15 protein-coding genes and 4 pseudogenes are annotated in these 13,101 nt (G+C 56.3%); 11 read left to right on the forward strand and 8 right to left on the reverse strand.

Features of this window, described 5'->3' with window-relative positions:
• Positions 1-6 precede the first annotated feature (6 nt).
• Complete coding sequence (locus J2J99_RS25490; protein ID WP_246735485.1) at positions 7-690, reverse strand: site-specific integrase; 684 nt, start codon at positions 688-690, stop codon at positions 7-9.
• A 243-nt stretch (positions 691-933) separates the two neighbouring features.
• On the opposite strand from J2J99_RS25490, the gene J2J99_RS25495 reads away from it, so the two are divergent.
• Entirely contained in the window at positions 934-2,124 is a 1,191-nt protein-coding gene (locus tag J2J99_RS25495; protein WP_207600991.1) for an alkene reductase, read from the forward strand.
• Here the strand turns inward: J2J99_RS25495 and J2J99_RS25500 are convergent.
• Positions 2,043-3,311 carry an IS256 family transposase gene (locus tag J2J99_RS25500; RefSeq protein ID WP_104891281.1) on the reverse strand — a complete coding sequence of 423 codons (1,269 nt, stop codon included), beginning with the start codon at positions 3,309-3,311 and terminating at the stop codon, positions 2,043-2,045. The genes J2J99_RS25495 and J2J99_RS25500 overlap by 82 nt on opposite strands.
• Before the next feature lie 154 nt (positions 3,312-3,465).
• On the opposite strand from J2J99_RS25500, the gene J2J99_RS25505 reads away from it, so the two are divergent.
• The 4 genes and pseudogenes from J2J99_RS25505 to J2J99_RS25520 form a co-directional block, all read left to right on the forward strand.
• Positions 3,466-4,089, forward strand: coding sequence for a TetR/AcrR family transcriptional regulator (locus J2J99_RS25505; protein WP_168301392.1), 624 nt, complete (start codon positions 3,466-3,468; stop codon positions 4,087-4,089).
• 51 nt (positions 4,090-4,140) lie between these two features.
• A complete protein-coding gene (locus J2J99_RS25510; protein ID WP_168301391.1) occupies positions 4,141-4,428 on the forward strand; it encodes a YciI family protein in 288 nt (95 codons plus the stop codon).
• Between the two features lie 3 nt (positions 4,429-4,431).
• A complete protein-coding gene (locus J2J99_RS25515) occupies positions 4,432-5,040 on the forward strand; it encodes a DNA-3-methyladenine glycosylase I (RefSeq protein WP_168301390.1) in 609 nt (202 codons plus the stop codon).
• A 131-nt stretch (positions 5,041-5,171) separates the two neighbouring features.
• Positions 5,172-5,474 (forward strand): annotated as a pseudogene (locus J2J99_RS25520) (zincin-like metallopeptidase domain-containing protein); the annotation flags it as partial.
• A 31-nt stretch (positions 5,475-5,505) separates the two neighbouring features.
• Here J2J99_RS25520 and J2J99_RS25525 read toward each other — a convergent pair.
• The gene (locus J2J99_RS25525; protein WP_168301389.1) at positions 5,506-5,682 is read right to left on the reverse strand and encodes a hypothetical protein; all 177 of its coding nucleotides are present in this window, start codon (positions 5,680-5,682) and stop codon (positions 5,506-5,508) included.
• A gap of 451 nt (positions 5,683-6,133) precedes the next feature.
• Between J2J99_RS25525 and J2J99_RS25530 the strand changes: the two genes are divergently transcribed.
• Complete coding sequence (locus tag J2J99_RS25530) at positions 6,134-6,445, forward strand: DUF736 domain-containing protein (protein ID WP_167528243.1); 312 nt, start codon at positions 6,134-6,136, stop codon at positions 6,443-6,445.
• Between the two features lie 656 nt (positions 6,446-7,101).
• Here the strand turns inward: J2J99_RS25530 and J2J99_RS34525 are convergent.
• Complete coding sequence (locus J2J99_RS34525) at positions 7,102-7,233, reverse strand: hypothetical protein (RefSeq protein WP_281410851.1); 132 nt, start codon at positions 7,231-7,233, stop codon at positions 7,102-7,104.
• Between the two features lie 48 nt (positions 7,234-7,281).
• Between J2J99_RS34525 and J2J99_RS25535 the strand changes: the two genes are divergently transcribed.
• Together J2J99_RS25535 and J2J99_RS25540 are read left to right on the forward strand one after the other, a co-directional pair.
• Positions 7,282-7,476 carry a hypothetical protein gene (locus J2J99_RS25535; RefSeq protein WP_168301388.1) on the forward strand — a complete coding sequence of 65 codons (195 nt, stop codon included), beginning with the start codon at positions 7,282-7,284 and terminating at the stop codon, positions 7,474-7,476.
• Positions 7,466-7,798, forward strand: a complete 333-nt coding sequence (locus J2J99_RS25540; protein ID WP_168301387.1) for a hypothetical protein — start codon at positions 7,466-7,468, stop codon at positions 7,796-7,798. Before J2J99_RS25535 ends, J2J99_RS25540 begins: the two co-directional genes overlap by 11 nt.
• Before the next feature lie 44 nt (positions 7,799-7,842).
• Here the strand turns inward: J2J99_RS25540 and J2J99_RS25545 are convergent, their stop codons facing one another.
• The gene (locus tag J2J99_RS25545) at positions 7,843-8,487 is read right to left on the reverse strand and encodes a hypothetical protein (protein WP_168301386.1); all 645 of its coding nucleotides are present in this window, start codon (positions 8,485-8,487) and stop codon (positions 7,843-7,845) included.
• A 196-nt stretch (positions 8,488-8,683) separates the two neighbouring features.
• On the opposite strand from J2J99_RS25545, the gene J2J99_RS25550 reads away from it, so the two are divergent.
• On the forward strand, positions 8,684-9,013 hold the full coding sequence (locus J2J99_RS25550; protein WP_168301385.1) for a hypothetical protein: 330 nt from the start codon (positions 8,684-8,686) through the stop codon (positions 9,011-9,013).
• A 695-nt stretch (positions 9,014-9,708) separates the two neighbouring features.
• Here J2J99_RS25550 and J2J99_RS25555 read toward each other — a convergent pair.
• The 3 genes and pseudogenes from J2J99_RS25555 to J2J99_RS25565 form a co-directional block, all read right to left on the reverse strand.
• Positions 9,709-10,026 carry a sunset domain-containing protein gene (locus J2J99_RS25555; protein WP_168301384.1) on the reverse strand — a complete coding sequence of 106 codons (318 nt, stop codon included), beginning with the start codon at positions 10,024-10,026 and terminating at the stop codon, positions 9,709-9,711.
• Between the two features lie 159 nt (positions 10,027-10,185).
• Positions 10,186-10,425 carry a DUF2934 domain-containing protein gene (locus J2J99_RS25560; RefSeq protein ID WP_097597907.1) on the reverse strand — a complete coding sequence of 80 codons (240 nt, stop codon included), beginning with the start codon at positions 10,423-10,425 and terminating at the stop codon, positions 10,186-10,188.
• A 516-nt stretch (positions 10,426-10,941) separates the two neighbouring features.
• A pseudogene (locus J2J99_RS25565) lies at positions 10,942-11,316 on the reverse strand (thermonuclease family protein).
• 23 nt (positions 11,317-11,339) lie between these two features.
• Here J2J99_RS25565 and J2J99_RS25570 point away from each other — a divergent pair.
• Together J2J99_RS25570 and J2J99_RS25575 are read left to right on the forward strand one after the other, a co-directional pair.
• Positions 11,340-11,789: pseudogene (locus J2J99_RS25570) on the forward strand (IS66 family transposase); the annotation flags it as partial.
• Between the two features lie 19 nt (positions 11,790-11,808).
• Positions 11,809-12,204: pseudogene (locus J2J99_RS25575) on the forward strand (transposase); the annotation flags it as partial.
• Positions 12,205-13,101 lie beyond the last annotated feature (897 nt).

Genomic DNA, 13,101 nt, shown 5'->3' on the forward strand with positions numbered 1-13,101 from the left:
ATCTGGCTATCCTTGAACGGACGGTTCGGCGCCCGGTGGTAGATATCGCGGAAGTCTCGCGCCCCAGGGCTTGTGTACCCTGGGTACACAGAGTGAGAGGTTCGTGGTGGTGAGCCCCTGGGCGAACAGGTACTGGAAGAAGCCGCGCAGATGCGAGGATAATGTCTTATCCCGGTAGGGCGTCTTGCGAACAACAACATGCTCCATGAACGCAACGACGTCGCGCGCGCTTAGCGCAGCAATATCGAGCATGCCGTCTCCGAAGCGATGAGCCAGAAAGCGGGCCGCGAACCCCTGCACGTGCTTGACGGACCGTGGGCTGAGACCACGTTGCCGCAGGAGGTAAAACTCGAGTTCGCCGAGAAGCTCTTTGCGCTCGGCTTGAGCAGCAGTGAGCCGCGGGCGTGTCGCCACGCCGATCTCGAACAGGTGCTGGACGAACAGCCTCGCAAGGTTGGGAACCTTGATTTGGCCCTTGGGTGTCGTCGGTAGCCGCCGACCCAATTCGAGCGCAAGCTCTGTCGTCAAACCTGACGGCGCAACTCCCTCGTCTTCAAGCAGTTGGCCAAAGCGCCGCAGGAGATAACGATAATTCTCCACGGTGGCAGGCTTGTAGTTCTTGGCGGAGAGACTTTCCTCGAAAGAGGCGAGGTACGGCTCAAGGCAGGTAAACCGGTTGGATATGTCCATTATTGTGCTCCGGGTTGGTGGAGCAACAATTTTCTTCAAAAACCTCTACATCAATTCGATACCGGCCTTTGCTGACCTGCTGGCAGACATGACGGGGTCGACGTTGATTACGTCAAGCCAGGAGTGCCGCAAGATGATGGTTTGACACATGTCGGCAGGGAAGAGATATCGGTGTTGACAGAGTAGGACAATTGACCTAATCACAGGACTAGGACAAATGACCTAATCCGTGGGGAAAGTTTCATGATCGCCGATCTCTTCAATACCTTTCAGCTAAGTGATTTGCCGCTGTCCAATCGCATGGTGATGGCGCCGATGACGCGCAACCGTGCCGATGGTGATGGCAATGTGACGCCCATTATGGTTTCGCACTACCAACAGCGAGCTTCTGCGGGTTTAATCATCGCCGAGTCCACTACTGTTTCTCCTGAGGCTGTTGGCTACCCCTTCACTCCCGGCCTTTTCACCGACACACACGTGAGCAGTTGGCTGCGACTGACCAACGCCGTGCATTCCTCAGGAGGTCGTATTTTCGTGCAACTGCAACACTGCGGCCGGGTTTCCCATCCCAGCCTCCAGCCGGAAGAAGCTTCCCCGGTCGCGCCATCGCCGGTTCGTCCAGCCGGCAAGGCAGTCACATACGCCGGGATGCAGGATTTTGTGAGGCCGCGCGAACTGATGCTCGCGGAGATTCCAGATCTCGTCGCTCAGTTTCGACATGCCGCGGCGTTGGCAAAGCGCGCGGGATTCGATGGGGTCGAGATTCACGGAGCGAACGGATACCTAATCGACCAGTTCCTGCGCGACGGCAGCAACCGGCGAGGTGACGCGTACGGCGGCATTGTCGGCAACCGTATGCGATTGCTGCACGAGATCCTCGACGCCGTCGGTGAAGTTTGGCCCGTAGGGAGAATTGGTGTGCGCCTGACACCAGAGAACAGCTTCAACGACATGGTCGATTCCGACCCGCAAGCTCATTTCGAATACATCATCCGGGAGCTTGGGGCTCGAGGGCTTGCATACGTCCACGTGCTACAAGGAGACATGTCAACAAAATCGTCTGTGGTTGACTATCGCGCTCTTCGGGCATGTTTCGCTGGCACATATATCGCGAACAACGGCTATGACCTAGCCCGCGCAAAGCAGGCAATCGCAAATGGCGAAGCCGATCTCGTGGCATTCGGCCTCCCCTTTCTCGCCAACCCTGATCTCGTACGGCGTTACCGGCAGGGATTGCCGTTGAACACGGCTGATCCAGCGACTTTCTATGGTGGGGGCGACGCCGGATATACTGATTATCCGTTCTTCACGGGCGAAGAGGAGCTATGCTGGAATTTGGGTGACGAGGTTGATCAAGCGGCGCTCTGTGGCTTCGATTCGATGACCTCGATTCCGTCCTGGAATTTGGCACCTGCGATGAGTTTCGGCAACTGATTTTGTCCTTTCAATCGTCGCCACGTCCTGGCGGCGGCGATGACCAGCTTGAAGACCATCAGCGTGGCGGTCTTCGAGGATAGCGCACCCCTGGTGCGCACCGTGCGGTGGCGAACGGTGGCAAAGACGCTTTCGATGGGATTGGATGTTCGCAGATGATCCCAGTGTTCGGCGGGGAAATCGTAGAACGCCAGCAACGCATTTTGATCTTTCGTCAGGCAGTCGACTGCCTTGGCATACTTCGCGTCATATTTTTCGACGAAGACGGCAATTGCCGTCTCGGCCGAGGCCCGGCTGGGAGCGAGATAGATTTCGCGCAGGACTGCCTTCATGCCGGCCTGCACCGATTTCGGCACCTTGTTGAGAATGTTGGCTGTCTTGTGCACCCAGCATCGCTGGTGTTTGGTGTCGGGAAGGAGCTCATCGAGCGCCTTCCAGAAGCCGAGCGCGCCGTCGCCCACGGCAAGATCGGGCGCGATCTTAAGGCCACGCCGCTTGATGTCGACCAGCAGCTCGCGCCAGCTTTGCGCACTCTCGCGAATACCGGTCTGGAAGCCGACAAGTTCCTTCTTGCCCTCGGGCGTGGCGCCGATCAGGACCAGCATGCATTCGGCTTGATCTTCCATGCGCGCCTGCAGGTAGACCCCGTCCGCCCACACATAGACATAATGGCGCGCCGAAAGATCGCGCTTTTGCCAACGATCATATTCGATGCCCCACTCCGCCGTCAGTCGCGAAATCACTGAGGGTGAAAGGTTCGGCGCGTCCTTGCCCAGTAGCGCCGACAGGGCTTCCTGGAAATCCCCCGTCGAAACGCCGCGCAGGTAGAGAACGGGCAGAAGCGCATCCACACTGCGCGTCCGACGCGCCCATTTCGGCAGGATCGACGAGGAAAATCGGATCCGGTCAACCTCGCATTCCGCGCCGCGGTCCCGGATCTTCACCCGGCTGACCGGCACCGGCCCGATCCCCGTCTGGATGCTCCGTTCCGGGGCGTGACCATGCCGGACAATCCGATCACGACCATCGGCAAGCTTGAGATCCTTCATCGCGCCAAGAAATGCTTCGGCTTCCATCTCGATCGCCTGCGCTAGCAATTTGCGCGCCCCGCTGCGCAGCACATTCGTCAGGGGATCTTCAATTTCGTCGGGCTGACGAAGCCGAAAAATGTTGATAGTCTCGTTCATGGCGTATCGCTCTCCTTGAGAGGGTCTGGCTGGCTTCAATCACCCGCCTCGATACGCCGCCATTCTCAAACCGTCATCACCCATTTTCCACCATAGCTCGGCGAAGAGGCCTCTGCTGCCTAAGGCGTCCGAAGACCAACAGGGAACTACTACGATGGCCAATCGGGCTACACGTGAGGAGATCGTCGGCGTAGCGGACGATCTGTTCTATCGCAGAGGATTTGATCACACGTCTTTTGCAGACATTGCCGAGCTGGTGAAGATTTCTCGCGGCAACTTCTATCACCATTTCAAAACGAAGGACGACATTCTCGAAGCGGTGATTCAAAAACGCCTCGCTGATCGCAATGCTATGCTGGAGCGATGGGAGATAGAGGGCCAGACACCTGTAGAGCGGATCAGCAGCTTCATCGATATCCTGATTGTGAATGGGGATAAGATCAAACTGTATGGATGCCCGATCGGGACCTTAACGAGTGAGCTTGCGAAGCTGAACCATCCAGCGCAGCCAGACGCAGGCAGATTGTTCATGCTGTTTAGGACGTGGCTTCGCCGTCAGTTCGTAACACTCGGTCGAGAAGCAGATGCGGATGTGCTTGCCATGCATCTTCTCTCCCGGAGCCAGGGCGCGGCGACCCTTTTTAATGCATTCCAGGATCAAGACTTCGTTCAGCGCGAGGTCGATCAGATGAAGGATTGGTTGAAGGTTATCGCTGCCGAGGCGTCAACACCGACCGGGGATAAGCTGCCTCGAACAAACCCGCTCGACGCGTCATAGCGCGGCGAGCGCCTTTCTCATTCCGTCACAGCTCAAGAAACGGGACAGTTCATGTTTATCGTATTTCTCAGGTTTTCCGACAACAAGCCGCAGGCCTCTCAATTTCTTGAGGGACACAATACCTGGATCAAAAGAGGTTTCGACAGCGGAACTTTTCTTCTCGCAGGCACCCTCCAGCCGAACGCGGGCGGGACACTCCTCGCCCACAATATTGATCGGAAAAGCCTTGAGGCGTTGGTTCAGGAGGATCCGTTCGTAGCAGAGCGTGTGGTGAGCGCCGAGATCCACGAAGTCTCGCCAGGCCGCGTTGATGAACGGCTTATGTTCCTGAAAGGGTAATCGATGAGCGGAACTGTCCTAGGTCATGACGGACGGCTGCGTTGCCGCTGGTGCGCGGCCGCACCAGAGTTTCTTCATTACCATGACGCCGAATGGGGCTTTCCGGTCTCCGACGATTTTCGCCTTTTCGAAAAACTCTGCCTCGAAAGCTTTCAGTCGGGCTTGAGCTGGCGAACTATCCTTGCCAAGCGCGAGAACTTCAGGTCTGCCTTCTGTGCTTTCGATTTCAACCGTATCGCGCAATTCGATGGTTCCGACGTCGAGCGACTCTTGAAGGACGAGGGCATCGTCCGCCATCGCGGCAAAATCAATGCTGTCATCAACAACGCGAAACGAGCGCAAGAGCTTGTCAAGGCCGAGGGTTCTCTCGCCACCTACATCTGGCGCTTCGAGCCGCGACAGGAAGATTGCGCCGAACCGCAGACTGCATCGACTTCCGCAGCTTCAATTTCGCTATCGAAAGATCTGAAAAGGCGCGGTTGGTCCTTCGTAGGGCCAACCACCGTCTATGCCTTCATGCAGGCGATGGGGCTCATCAATGACCACGCCTCAGGATGCGAGATCAGGGCTTCGGTCGAACAAGCGAGAGCGGAGTTCCATCGCCCAGCGTAGCCGACGGCAAACCGGTAGCAATTATGCCGACCATCAAGGCGGAGTTGGTGTTTAATTCCAATGCCGTTCTCATGAGATTCGGCATAATCCAGCTTACGGCATAATGCGTTTTATGCCGATATCGGCATAAAACGCATTGGACGGCGCCAGCCAGCCGCGTCGGCCGGGATCTTTCCCGGTATTCGAGAGATAGAAGTGAGCGCGCCCGCGAGGAACTCATTGCCGAGCTTGGCAGCTGCTTCCTCTGCGCCGATCTCGGCATTGCGCCGGAACTCGAGCCGAGGCCGGATCATGCGTCGTACCTTCAGTCCTGGCTCACCGTTCTTTCGGGCGACAAGCGAGCCATCTTCCAAGCCGCGGCGCATGCCCAACGTGCCGTTGGCTATCTTCACGATCTTCAGCCGGCGGAGAGCCAAGACCGGCAGGCGGCTTGAAAAGCCGGGTGCCGCTCCCGCTCGCGGATAGTCAGGACCGGCCTCCCCCAACGGCGGTGGCCGGCTCCACCACCGGCTCGGTCCTCACCTGCAGGTCCTCGTCCGCTCTCAAGTCCAACTTGCCCCAGATCGACATTTTCTGTGGACCCGTTTTCGGCTTGCGGGACGGCTTGATTTCGACGGTGAACGGTTTTGTCTGTTTGCGCATGGATCTCTTGGCCGGAACGAATCGCGCTTCAACGATATCCCGTGTATGGATCAAAGCAACTGGCGCGTCTGCGGCGCCGACGTCGAGGCGTCCACGACAAACGATCTGGCAGCCTGGAGCGGCTCGCCTATGAGCCGTTTGAACTGCGATCGCATGGCGTGTGGGTCGCCATCGCCATGTTCCCGCCCTCATTGTTGCCGGCACTCCCTTCTGCGGGCTCGATGAGGCATGTCTGACCGGACAGCGGCTTCGCCTCGCTCGTCTTCCCGCAACGGCCTCCAGAACTTTCCCCCTGGCGGCTCCGCCGCCATTCCTCGCGAAACAACAAAGTTCCTCCGGCCGCCCTCCATTTCATTCCGGACCTTCAGGTGCGGGCCGATCGTCTCCGGTCTTTGCGACAGCCATCGAGGCCGCGAAGGGCGCGGCCCGAAACAACGAAAGGAACATGACAATGGCTACTATCGGCACCTTCACCTCCACCGAAAACGGCTTCACCGGCTCGATCCGCACCCTCGCCCTCAACGTCAAGGCTCGCATCGCCCGCATTGAAAATCCCTCCGACAAAGGCCCGCACTTCCGCATCTACGCGGGTGCCGTTGAACTGGGCGCCGCCTGGCAGAAGCGCTCCAACGAGAGCGACCGCGACTACCTCTCGGTCAAGCTCGACGATCCGAGCTTCCCGGCGCCGATCTACGCGACGCTGACGGAAGTCGAAGGCGAAGACGGCTTCCAGTTGATCTGGTCCCGCCCGAACCGGGACTGAGGTCCCCGAGGCTCCGCCAGCCGGGCGGGGCCTCTTCCGCCAACTCGAAAGATCAGTTCGGCCGCGGTGGGCAGCGCGAGAGAAGGCCATGCGAACTTGGTATTCCTGAGCCGCGTGTAGAAGGTGTAAACCGTCTCGGCGCCGATGTTCATCGCGGTCCAGATCATCCCAAAATTTCCGTCGTGTCGTGTCAACCACGCGCGGCGGTGGATATGTCGTGCCGACGGGATCGAGGAAGTCCTCGGCGTGCCTTTCACCACAATAGCCGGCAGCAAGTTCCGCCGTCATGCGGGGCGGCAAATGCCGGCGGGGATTAGGGAGTGGCGACGAGCCGTCATCTACCCGTCCTCCTTTCATAGGATGAGAGAGCGGAGACCGCTTCCGGTGATTCCACTACCAAGGTCACCGATTGAACCATCTTCAGCCATAAGCAGTTTATTTGTATGACCAAAGAGGAATTCTGCGAACGGTTCTGTCAACGCGTAACGTTCCATTGCCGCACCGGCCGAAAACCTTTGGACTGGATCCCAAGGCGTACTGCGATAGGATTGCTCCAATCTATTGGCGCGAGTTGGGAAAGGAATTGAGCCCCGAGGAATGCGCCGATCAGGACGCTGCTTACTGGCCCTGACAAGGCCCTCAAACGGACGTGATCCTCACGCTATTTGCCTCGCTCTCTGGAACATCATCGGCTGCTGGTCGCGCGGGATGCGGTGCTGGCCGCGGGCCATCGGGTGCTTGGGGAATTTGTACTTCGTCAGGCCGAAGCAGACGAGGTCGACGATCATGGCGCAGCAGGACCTTGCTGTTGCGCAGGCGCATAGGACCATGACGCCATGATGAGAGCGAAGATCATGTATCGTCACCTCAAAGTCGCCGAAAAGCTCTCCGTTCTCGATCGGGAGCGCGCAGCCCTCGATCGCGCCAACGCGCGGGTGACCCGCTGCGCCAACCATATCGACGATTTCAACGCCCGCCAGGCCGGCGCTCAATCCACCCCGAACTTCGATGGGAAAAATAATGCCAGATGATATCCGTTGGTTGATCGGGGCCATGATCACCGTGTCCACGTTTGTCAGAGGGCTCGTTTTTGCCGCCTTCAACAACATCAAGATGCGGATGAACGCGGTGGATGAGCGACTATCCGGAAAGATCGAAGCGGGCGACGACGTTTTGCATGACCGGCTGAACAGGATCCGCGACGAGTACGCCCGCCGCTCTGATCTCGACGGCCATATCCATCGGCTGGAATCGAGCATCAAGGATCTTCGCGAAGAGCACCGGGAGACGTCGAAGGAAACCACCCGACGGCTCGATGCCATCATTGCGTCACTGGCGAAAAACAACGCCTGAGTGTCGGGCCGCGCATCGCTGTGGGCGAACGGGGTTCAAGCTGGTCAATGAACCGCGATCGGACTGGGAGAGGTGAGATCGATGCAGATGGCCGGCGGAGCCTCCAGATCAAGGGCCCAACAGGGTGGGACTGTCGGTTTCATTGCGTGGGCTCTGTCATAATCCATAATTTGGACAGCCACTGGAAATAGCAGCTCTCCTGCACCCTGATCGTAGTGCATGACGGTCTGTATGAATTTCACTGAGGCCTTCGATATCCAGATTTTCATCGCCGCACTCCGTTTGTTTCGGTGCCAGTTTGCGGAATAGTGAAATGCAGGACCATCTTCGGTTTGCGAGTCGCCGAGCTCTTTACAAGATGTGAAGACTGGCAGTCCCGAATTTGCATCAAGTGGGGTACGAATAGGCAGCCGCCTTTCTTCACCCCAGCCGCCATTTTCGATTCTGTAATAGACGAAATTGTCAATCGCGCGCACCTCCATGTAAGGCCTGAGGTGACCATCTTTTTGCAACTCGGATATCGTATAGCGCCCGCTGTTATGCATGTTTTCGTATGCACGGTTGACGGTATAGCAGGATTTATCCTCCCCATTGAATGTCTCATGAAGAGAGCGACTATCTTCCGCGCCGTGAGCGGTTGCGATTTTGATCAGAAATAAACAAAAAGCGGCTGCAGCAATAATACGCATGGAAACCTGCGAATGAAATGACGGGTAGAGTCCCAATGATCTCACTTACCCGGAGCATTGATGTCTGCGCAATTTCATACCTTGGCGACGTCGACGTTAACCGCAAAATAGTTTCTACCACCAGGGTAAGGTGGTATGTTCATGACGCGCCACTGAAGACGGCTAACGCCTTACCAGAGTCGCTAAGGGACTGAAGATGCGAAGATACGTGTTTAGTTTTCTAAGAATTTTAGTGATAAACGAAGAGAAATATGGCCTTTATGCTATAATAACAGGGCTTTTAATTTCCGTCCTTGCCTGGATTCCCCTTGTTGTCTTGGCGACCACTTTGTCATCTGAGTTATCGATCGGGCCAGGGCTCGCGATGTTGGGTGTCATTTTTATATTTTCGCCTGTCGTTATTTTGTTTTACGCTTCATTTGCTTTGTTATCTGATGAGGTTTCTGGATATTTAACGGGGCGAACGCTGATTGGAAAAGCACCTGGTTCTCTTAAGCGCAAAATTCGGCAGATGGCGGGGATCTAGAAGACATGGGAACTAAAGCGGACGACACCGCGTAGCGCAGCGCCATCTTTATGTTTCGGTCCGTGAGAAACATCGAAAGCGTCGGGCCGTGCGGAGCGTCGCTTGGGAGCGGACCGGTAAATTGACTCCGCACGACCCAACAGTGGATCGTAAGAGGAAGGCATTACGCGAACTGGAAACTAACTGGCTTTCTCCCGCGATCCGGTGAGTTAACCTCATTGTCCCAATGTGGTTCCGGTACGATGCCGGACAAAAAAGCCCCGCCGAAGCGGGGCGAGTTTTGACAACAAAGAGGGACTGACCAAGTTCCACTACGGCGTTGGACATAGTTTAACCCAGCTTGGCAAACAAAGGTGTTATTTACTTTGCCAGGGAGGTTCTGACTGGATACAAAGCAACATTGCTAAAACCTCCCTGGCGTCCTCTCGACAAGGATGAAGAAAATCTAGCTTGAATATTACCGAGAAAAAGACGGACTAAAGTCGGGGCTGTCGGGCGCCGTTGTTTGTGGTGCGGTTCGAGTAGATGCCAGACAAAAAATCCCCGCATTCTCGCGGGGTGAGCACCATGGGGTTATTTTGTAGGCATTGCGCACTTAGGCGCTGCACAACAATGTTGCTCGAAATTCTCTTTAAGGACAATAAGTAGTACTTTATCATTTAGGCTTACCGAGCAGCTGTAAGGCCATCTCCGAGTTACGATTTCGATTTGCGCCAGCCGGCGGCCCAAGCTTCAAATTCGGAGCAGAACCACCGTTCTCCATATTGGGGGTTAATCTTCGTCTGCTCGTAGTATTTCTGCCCCGGCACGTGGAAGATGCGCTCGCCCGTGTCGATCGAGATGTTGCCCTTGATCCTGCATGATAGTCCAGAGCCGCCAGAAGCGCCCCATGAGGCCAGCATGTCGCTCGCGGTCCAGCCGCCGGCTGCACCAAACGCGACCGCGCCGATGACCAAACCCGGCGCCCTTAGCAGCAAGGATTTCTTCTGCGGAACGCGATAACCCTGACGCATGCCCCATCTCCGCCATTTCGCGCGATGATTGTAACAGCGCTAGGCTACGCCGAATATTTATCCAAAAGGCTTATCTGAGACGGCCCCGGAGGACGCTCGCGGGCGCCGACCGCAGAGGCGGAAATCAGCGTGGGCGCGGAAAAGCCGCTGGCCGTTGGATCAGCCGGCCTTGGCGGGCGGAGTGAGCCAGCCGTCGCGCGGCAGTTCCGGCCGTTGCGGCTTCGGGCGGAACTTCACCAGCACTTCACGTCCGTCGACGGAGGCCTGCGTGCGTTCCAGCGCGTCCCGCTCGGCGACTGCCTGGCGCCAATGTTCGCTGTCCCGGCCGTCAGGGCGGCCCTGTTCTTCCCAGATCGCATAGGCCCGTTTGCTGATCCACTCATGGCGTCTGTCGCTCATATATCGATTCCGTTCGTGAAAGGCGTTATTCGGCAATTCTGTCTGGCAGAACAGGCGCGCGGCGCTTGGCTGCCATCAGCAAAATCGAGTTCGATCGAGGAAGGCCCGAAACGGGTGAACAGGCTCTCGGCCTGGTCGCTGCGCAGTGACCCTCCTCCCGCGATCCGGTGAGCTAACCTGGTTCTGTCGCGGCAGTTCCTGTACGGCGGCGGACCAAGAAAAGCTCCGCAGCCTAGCGAAAAAAAAGCCCCGCATTATAGCGGGGCGTGTAGGAAGCGGACGTGCCAAATGACGCATGGCGCGTCCGCGCGCAAAGAAAGGAAAGTTCCAGTCATCGAACAATGTGAGACATCGAAAGTTCCCGGTTTCACTTCGCACGTAAAAAAAAGCCCGCGCAAGCGGGGGCCAAAGAAGCAGGGTCTAGCACTGGGGGACAAACAACCCCATTAGCATGACATCGGTTTCAACAGGGTCAACTAGCCAGAACTCGCTAATCTTGTTGGGTACCCAGTGGCCTTACTCGCACCAGTCGTTCCGCTGTTGCGGGTGCCATGTCCGGGCGAAGCCTTCCCTGAGCAGCTTCTTCCCGATCTCTTCCCCATTCGTCAGTTAGACGTTAACGAGCGGCCGGTGAGATGGCGTCCTGTCCACCGCGCCGCTGAACACGACGCGCAATCCCTTTTCAGCCAAAAGCTCTTTCAGCCTGCCCTTGGCGATTAGCGCCAGCTTCCGTTCCTTGAGGCACTTCGCGTGGCTCCCGATCTCCGGCGTGTCGATGCCCGAGACGAACGGGACACCTTCCCCCAGCAGTCGCATGTTCTGTCCATCGCATTTGACGGTATCGCCGTCGACCGCCGTCAGCGAGGCGCAGAGGATCAGCCCAGCGATCATTTCGAATTGCTCCGGTACTGACAGATGCCGGTGAGACGACGGCTGATTGCATTCGCCGTTTCCGCCAACAGCACAGCTTGCCTGTCCTGAACGCCCTAAAGGCGTGGCTCGACGCCATCGCGCCGAAGGTCGTGCCGGATACCAAGCTCGGCGACGCCGTCTCCTACACCCTGAACCAATGGAATTACCTGACACGCTACACCAGCGACGGCAGGATCCCGATCGATAACAACATTCTGGGACGCGAAATCAGAGTTTTTGCCACCGGAAGAAAATCGTGGCTGTTCAGCGACACCGCCGACGGAGCCAAGGCCAGCGCAGTGGTCTACAGTTTGATGCTGACTTGCCGCGTCTGTGGCGTCGACCCACTCGCCTGGCTGCGCTACGTGCTCACTGAGTTGCCGCAGCGGGACGAAAGGGCCGACATCGTCGACCTGCTGCCGTTCAACTTCGCCAGAACCGAAGCCGCCTGACACAATACGGTTCCAAACGTTGATCCGATGCCAATCAACGGGTTGGCGTCAACGTGCAGCGAAAATCGCGCTTACAATCAAGGGGCGCAAGCGCCACATCATTGTCGACACGCTGGGGCTGATGGTCGGTCTGATCGTGCATGGCGCGGACATTCAGGATCGCGACGGGGCATCCGACCTTCTGAAATCGATCCGCCACCGCTGGCCCTGGCTCCGGCATGTCGGCTATGCGGGCGACAAGCTGAAAGGGAGACTGGCGAAGATCGGCCAGTGGACGATGGAAATCGTCAAGCGTTCCGATAAGGCCGAGGGCTTCACCGTCCTGCCGCGCCGCTGGGTGGTGGAACGGACCTTCGCTTGGCTCGGTCGTTGCCGTAGACTGGCCAAGGATTGGGAGAAAACGATCGCCTCCGCCTAAGCATGGATCACAATCGCCCACATCCGCATGCTCACACGGCGGCTCGCAAGATACAGATATTGCTGAGGTCTTTTTGAGTCAACCTCTAAGGGATTTACCTAGTTTCTGGTTTTGATCGCATGATCTTTCGATAAGATCCGCCCAATGATTAGAAGCATAAAAAATAGTTTGGACGTTCCCTGGTTGCTATTGACAACGTTTGCGAGAAAAAATAATTCACCATTAAGTTGAGAATTGCCACTTCACCTTTGAATTTTGGAAATTTTGGCGTGCGATCCTGGAATCGTTCATGCGAATAATTTATTTTTGATCTCTTGAATTTATCCCCAGCGGATAACGGGATCAGCAGGAGCTTAAGATGAATTCTCAAGTGTCGTGCCGCTTAAACCCCTTCGAATTCGGATAATGACTGCGACAGTATTTATGAAGAATAGCGCTTGCCGATGCTATTGTGTATTAGTTTTATTCGGACAAAGATTAAGAATAATCCATTACGCCGTATTGTGGGGCGCAACCATGAATAAAACGCATGCCTTAAGAATATCTATGATTATACTGTCCATAATCTACTTTGTTGCTTGTACTCGCTTCTCAGGCAAATAGCACTTTATCAAAGTATATCAGAAGAAGTACTCGGCGCATTTCAACCTAATGGTTCTATCGCCGGAATGATCATAGTGTCTCCGCAGGTTTATATACTGCTTATATTGGCGGCATTCTTGCATATTATGAGAGAAAGGCGCGACGTGATAAGAAAAACAATGCGTCTCTGGTCTGTAATATTTATAGCTGGCTCAGCATGGAGCGCTATTCTCATATATTTTATTAACAACGGCTGATTCCTAAAGGGAGATATATATCATGGCGGAGCCCACATCACTATTCACACGGGGA

This window comes from Rhizobium binae (assembly GCF_017357225.1).
Taxonomy (GTDB): Bacteria; Pseudomonadota; Alphaproteobacteria; order Rhizobiales; family Rhizobiaceae; genus Rhizobium; species Rhizobium binae.

What these genes read in the sequence shown, in the direction of transcription:
- J2J99_RS25540 (WP_168301387.1), top strand. Translation starts at nt 7,466, where the DNA reads ATGCCAGATGATATCCGTTGGTTGATCGGGGCCATGATCACCGTGTCC.
- J2J99_RS25555 (WP_168301384.1), bottom strand. Translation starts at nt 10,026, where the DNA reads ATGCGTCAGGGTTATCGCGTTCCGCAGAAGAAATCCTTGCTGCTAAGG.
- J2J99_RS25515 (WP_168301390.1), top strand. Translation starts at nt 4,432, where the DNA reads ATGAGCGGAACTGTCCTAGGTCATGACGGACGGCTGCGTTGCCGCTGG.
- J2J99_RS25545 (WP_168301386.1), bottom strand. Translation starts at nt 8,487, where the DNA reads ATGCGTATTATTGCTGCAGCCGCTTTTTGTTTATTTCTGATCAAAATC.
- J2J99_RS25510 (WP_168301391.1), top strand. Translation starts at nt 4,141, where the DNA reads ATGTTTATCGTATTTCTCAGGTTTTCCGACAACAAGCCGCAGGCCTCT.
- J2J99_RS34525 (WP_281410851.1), bottom strand. Translation starts at nt 7,233, where the DNA reads ATGATCGTCGACCTCGTCTGCTTCGGCCTGACGAAGTACAAATTCCCC.
- J2J99_RS25550 (WP_168301385.1), top strand. Translation starts at nt 8,684, where the DNA reads ATGCGAAGATACGTGTTTAGTTTTCTAAGAATTTTAGTGATAAACGAA.
- J2J99_RS25490 (WP_246735485.1), bottom strand. Translation starts at nt 690, where the DNA reads ATGGACATATCCAACCGGTTTACCTGCCTTGAGCCGTACCTCGCCTCT.
- J2J99_RS25560 (WP_097597907.1), bottom strand. Translation starts at nt 10,425, where the DNA reads ATGAGCGACAGACGCCATGAGTGGATCAGCAAACGGGCCTATGCGATC.
- J2J99_RS25530 (WP_167528243.1), top strand. Translation starts at nt 6,134, where the DNA reads ATGGCTACTATCGGCACCTTCACCTCCACCGAAAACGGCTTCACCGGC.
- J2J99_RS25535 (WP_168301388.1), top strand. Translation starts at nt 7,282, where the DNA reads ATGATGAGAGCGAAGATCATGTATCGTCACCTCAAAGTCGCCGAAAAG.
- J2J99_RS25505 (WP_168301392.1), top strand. Translation starts at nt 3,466, where the DNA reads ATGGCCAATCGGGCTACACGTGAGGAGATCGTCGGCGTAGCGGACGAT.
- J2J99_RS25495 (WP_207600991.1), top strand. Translation starts at nt 934, where the DNA reads ATGATCGCCGATCTCTTCAATACCTTTCAGCTAAGTGATTTGCCGCTG.
- J2J99_RS25525 (WP_168301389.1), bottom strand. Translation starts at nt 5,682, where the DNA reads ATGCGCAAACAGACAAAACCGTTCACCGTCGAAATCAAGCCGTCCCGC.
- J2J99_RS25500 (WP_104891281.1), bottom strand. Translation starts at nt 3,311, where the DNA reads ATGAACGAGACTATCAACATTTTTCGGCTTCGTCAGCCCGACGAAATT.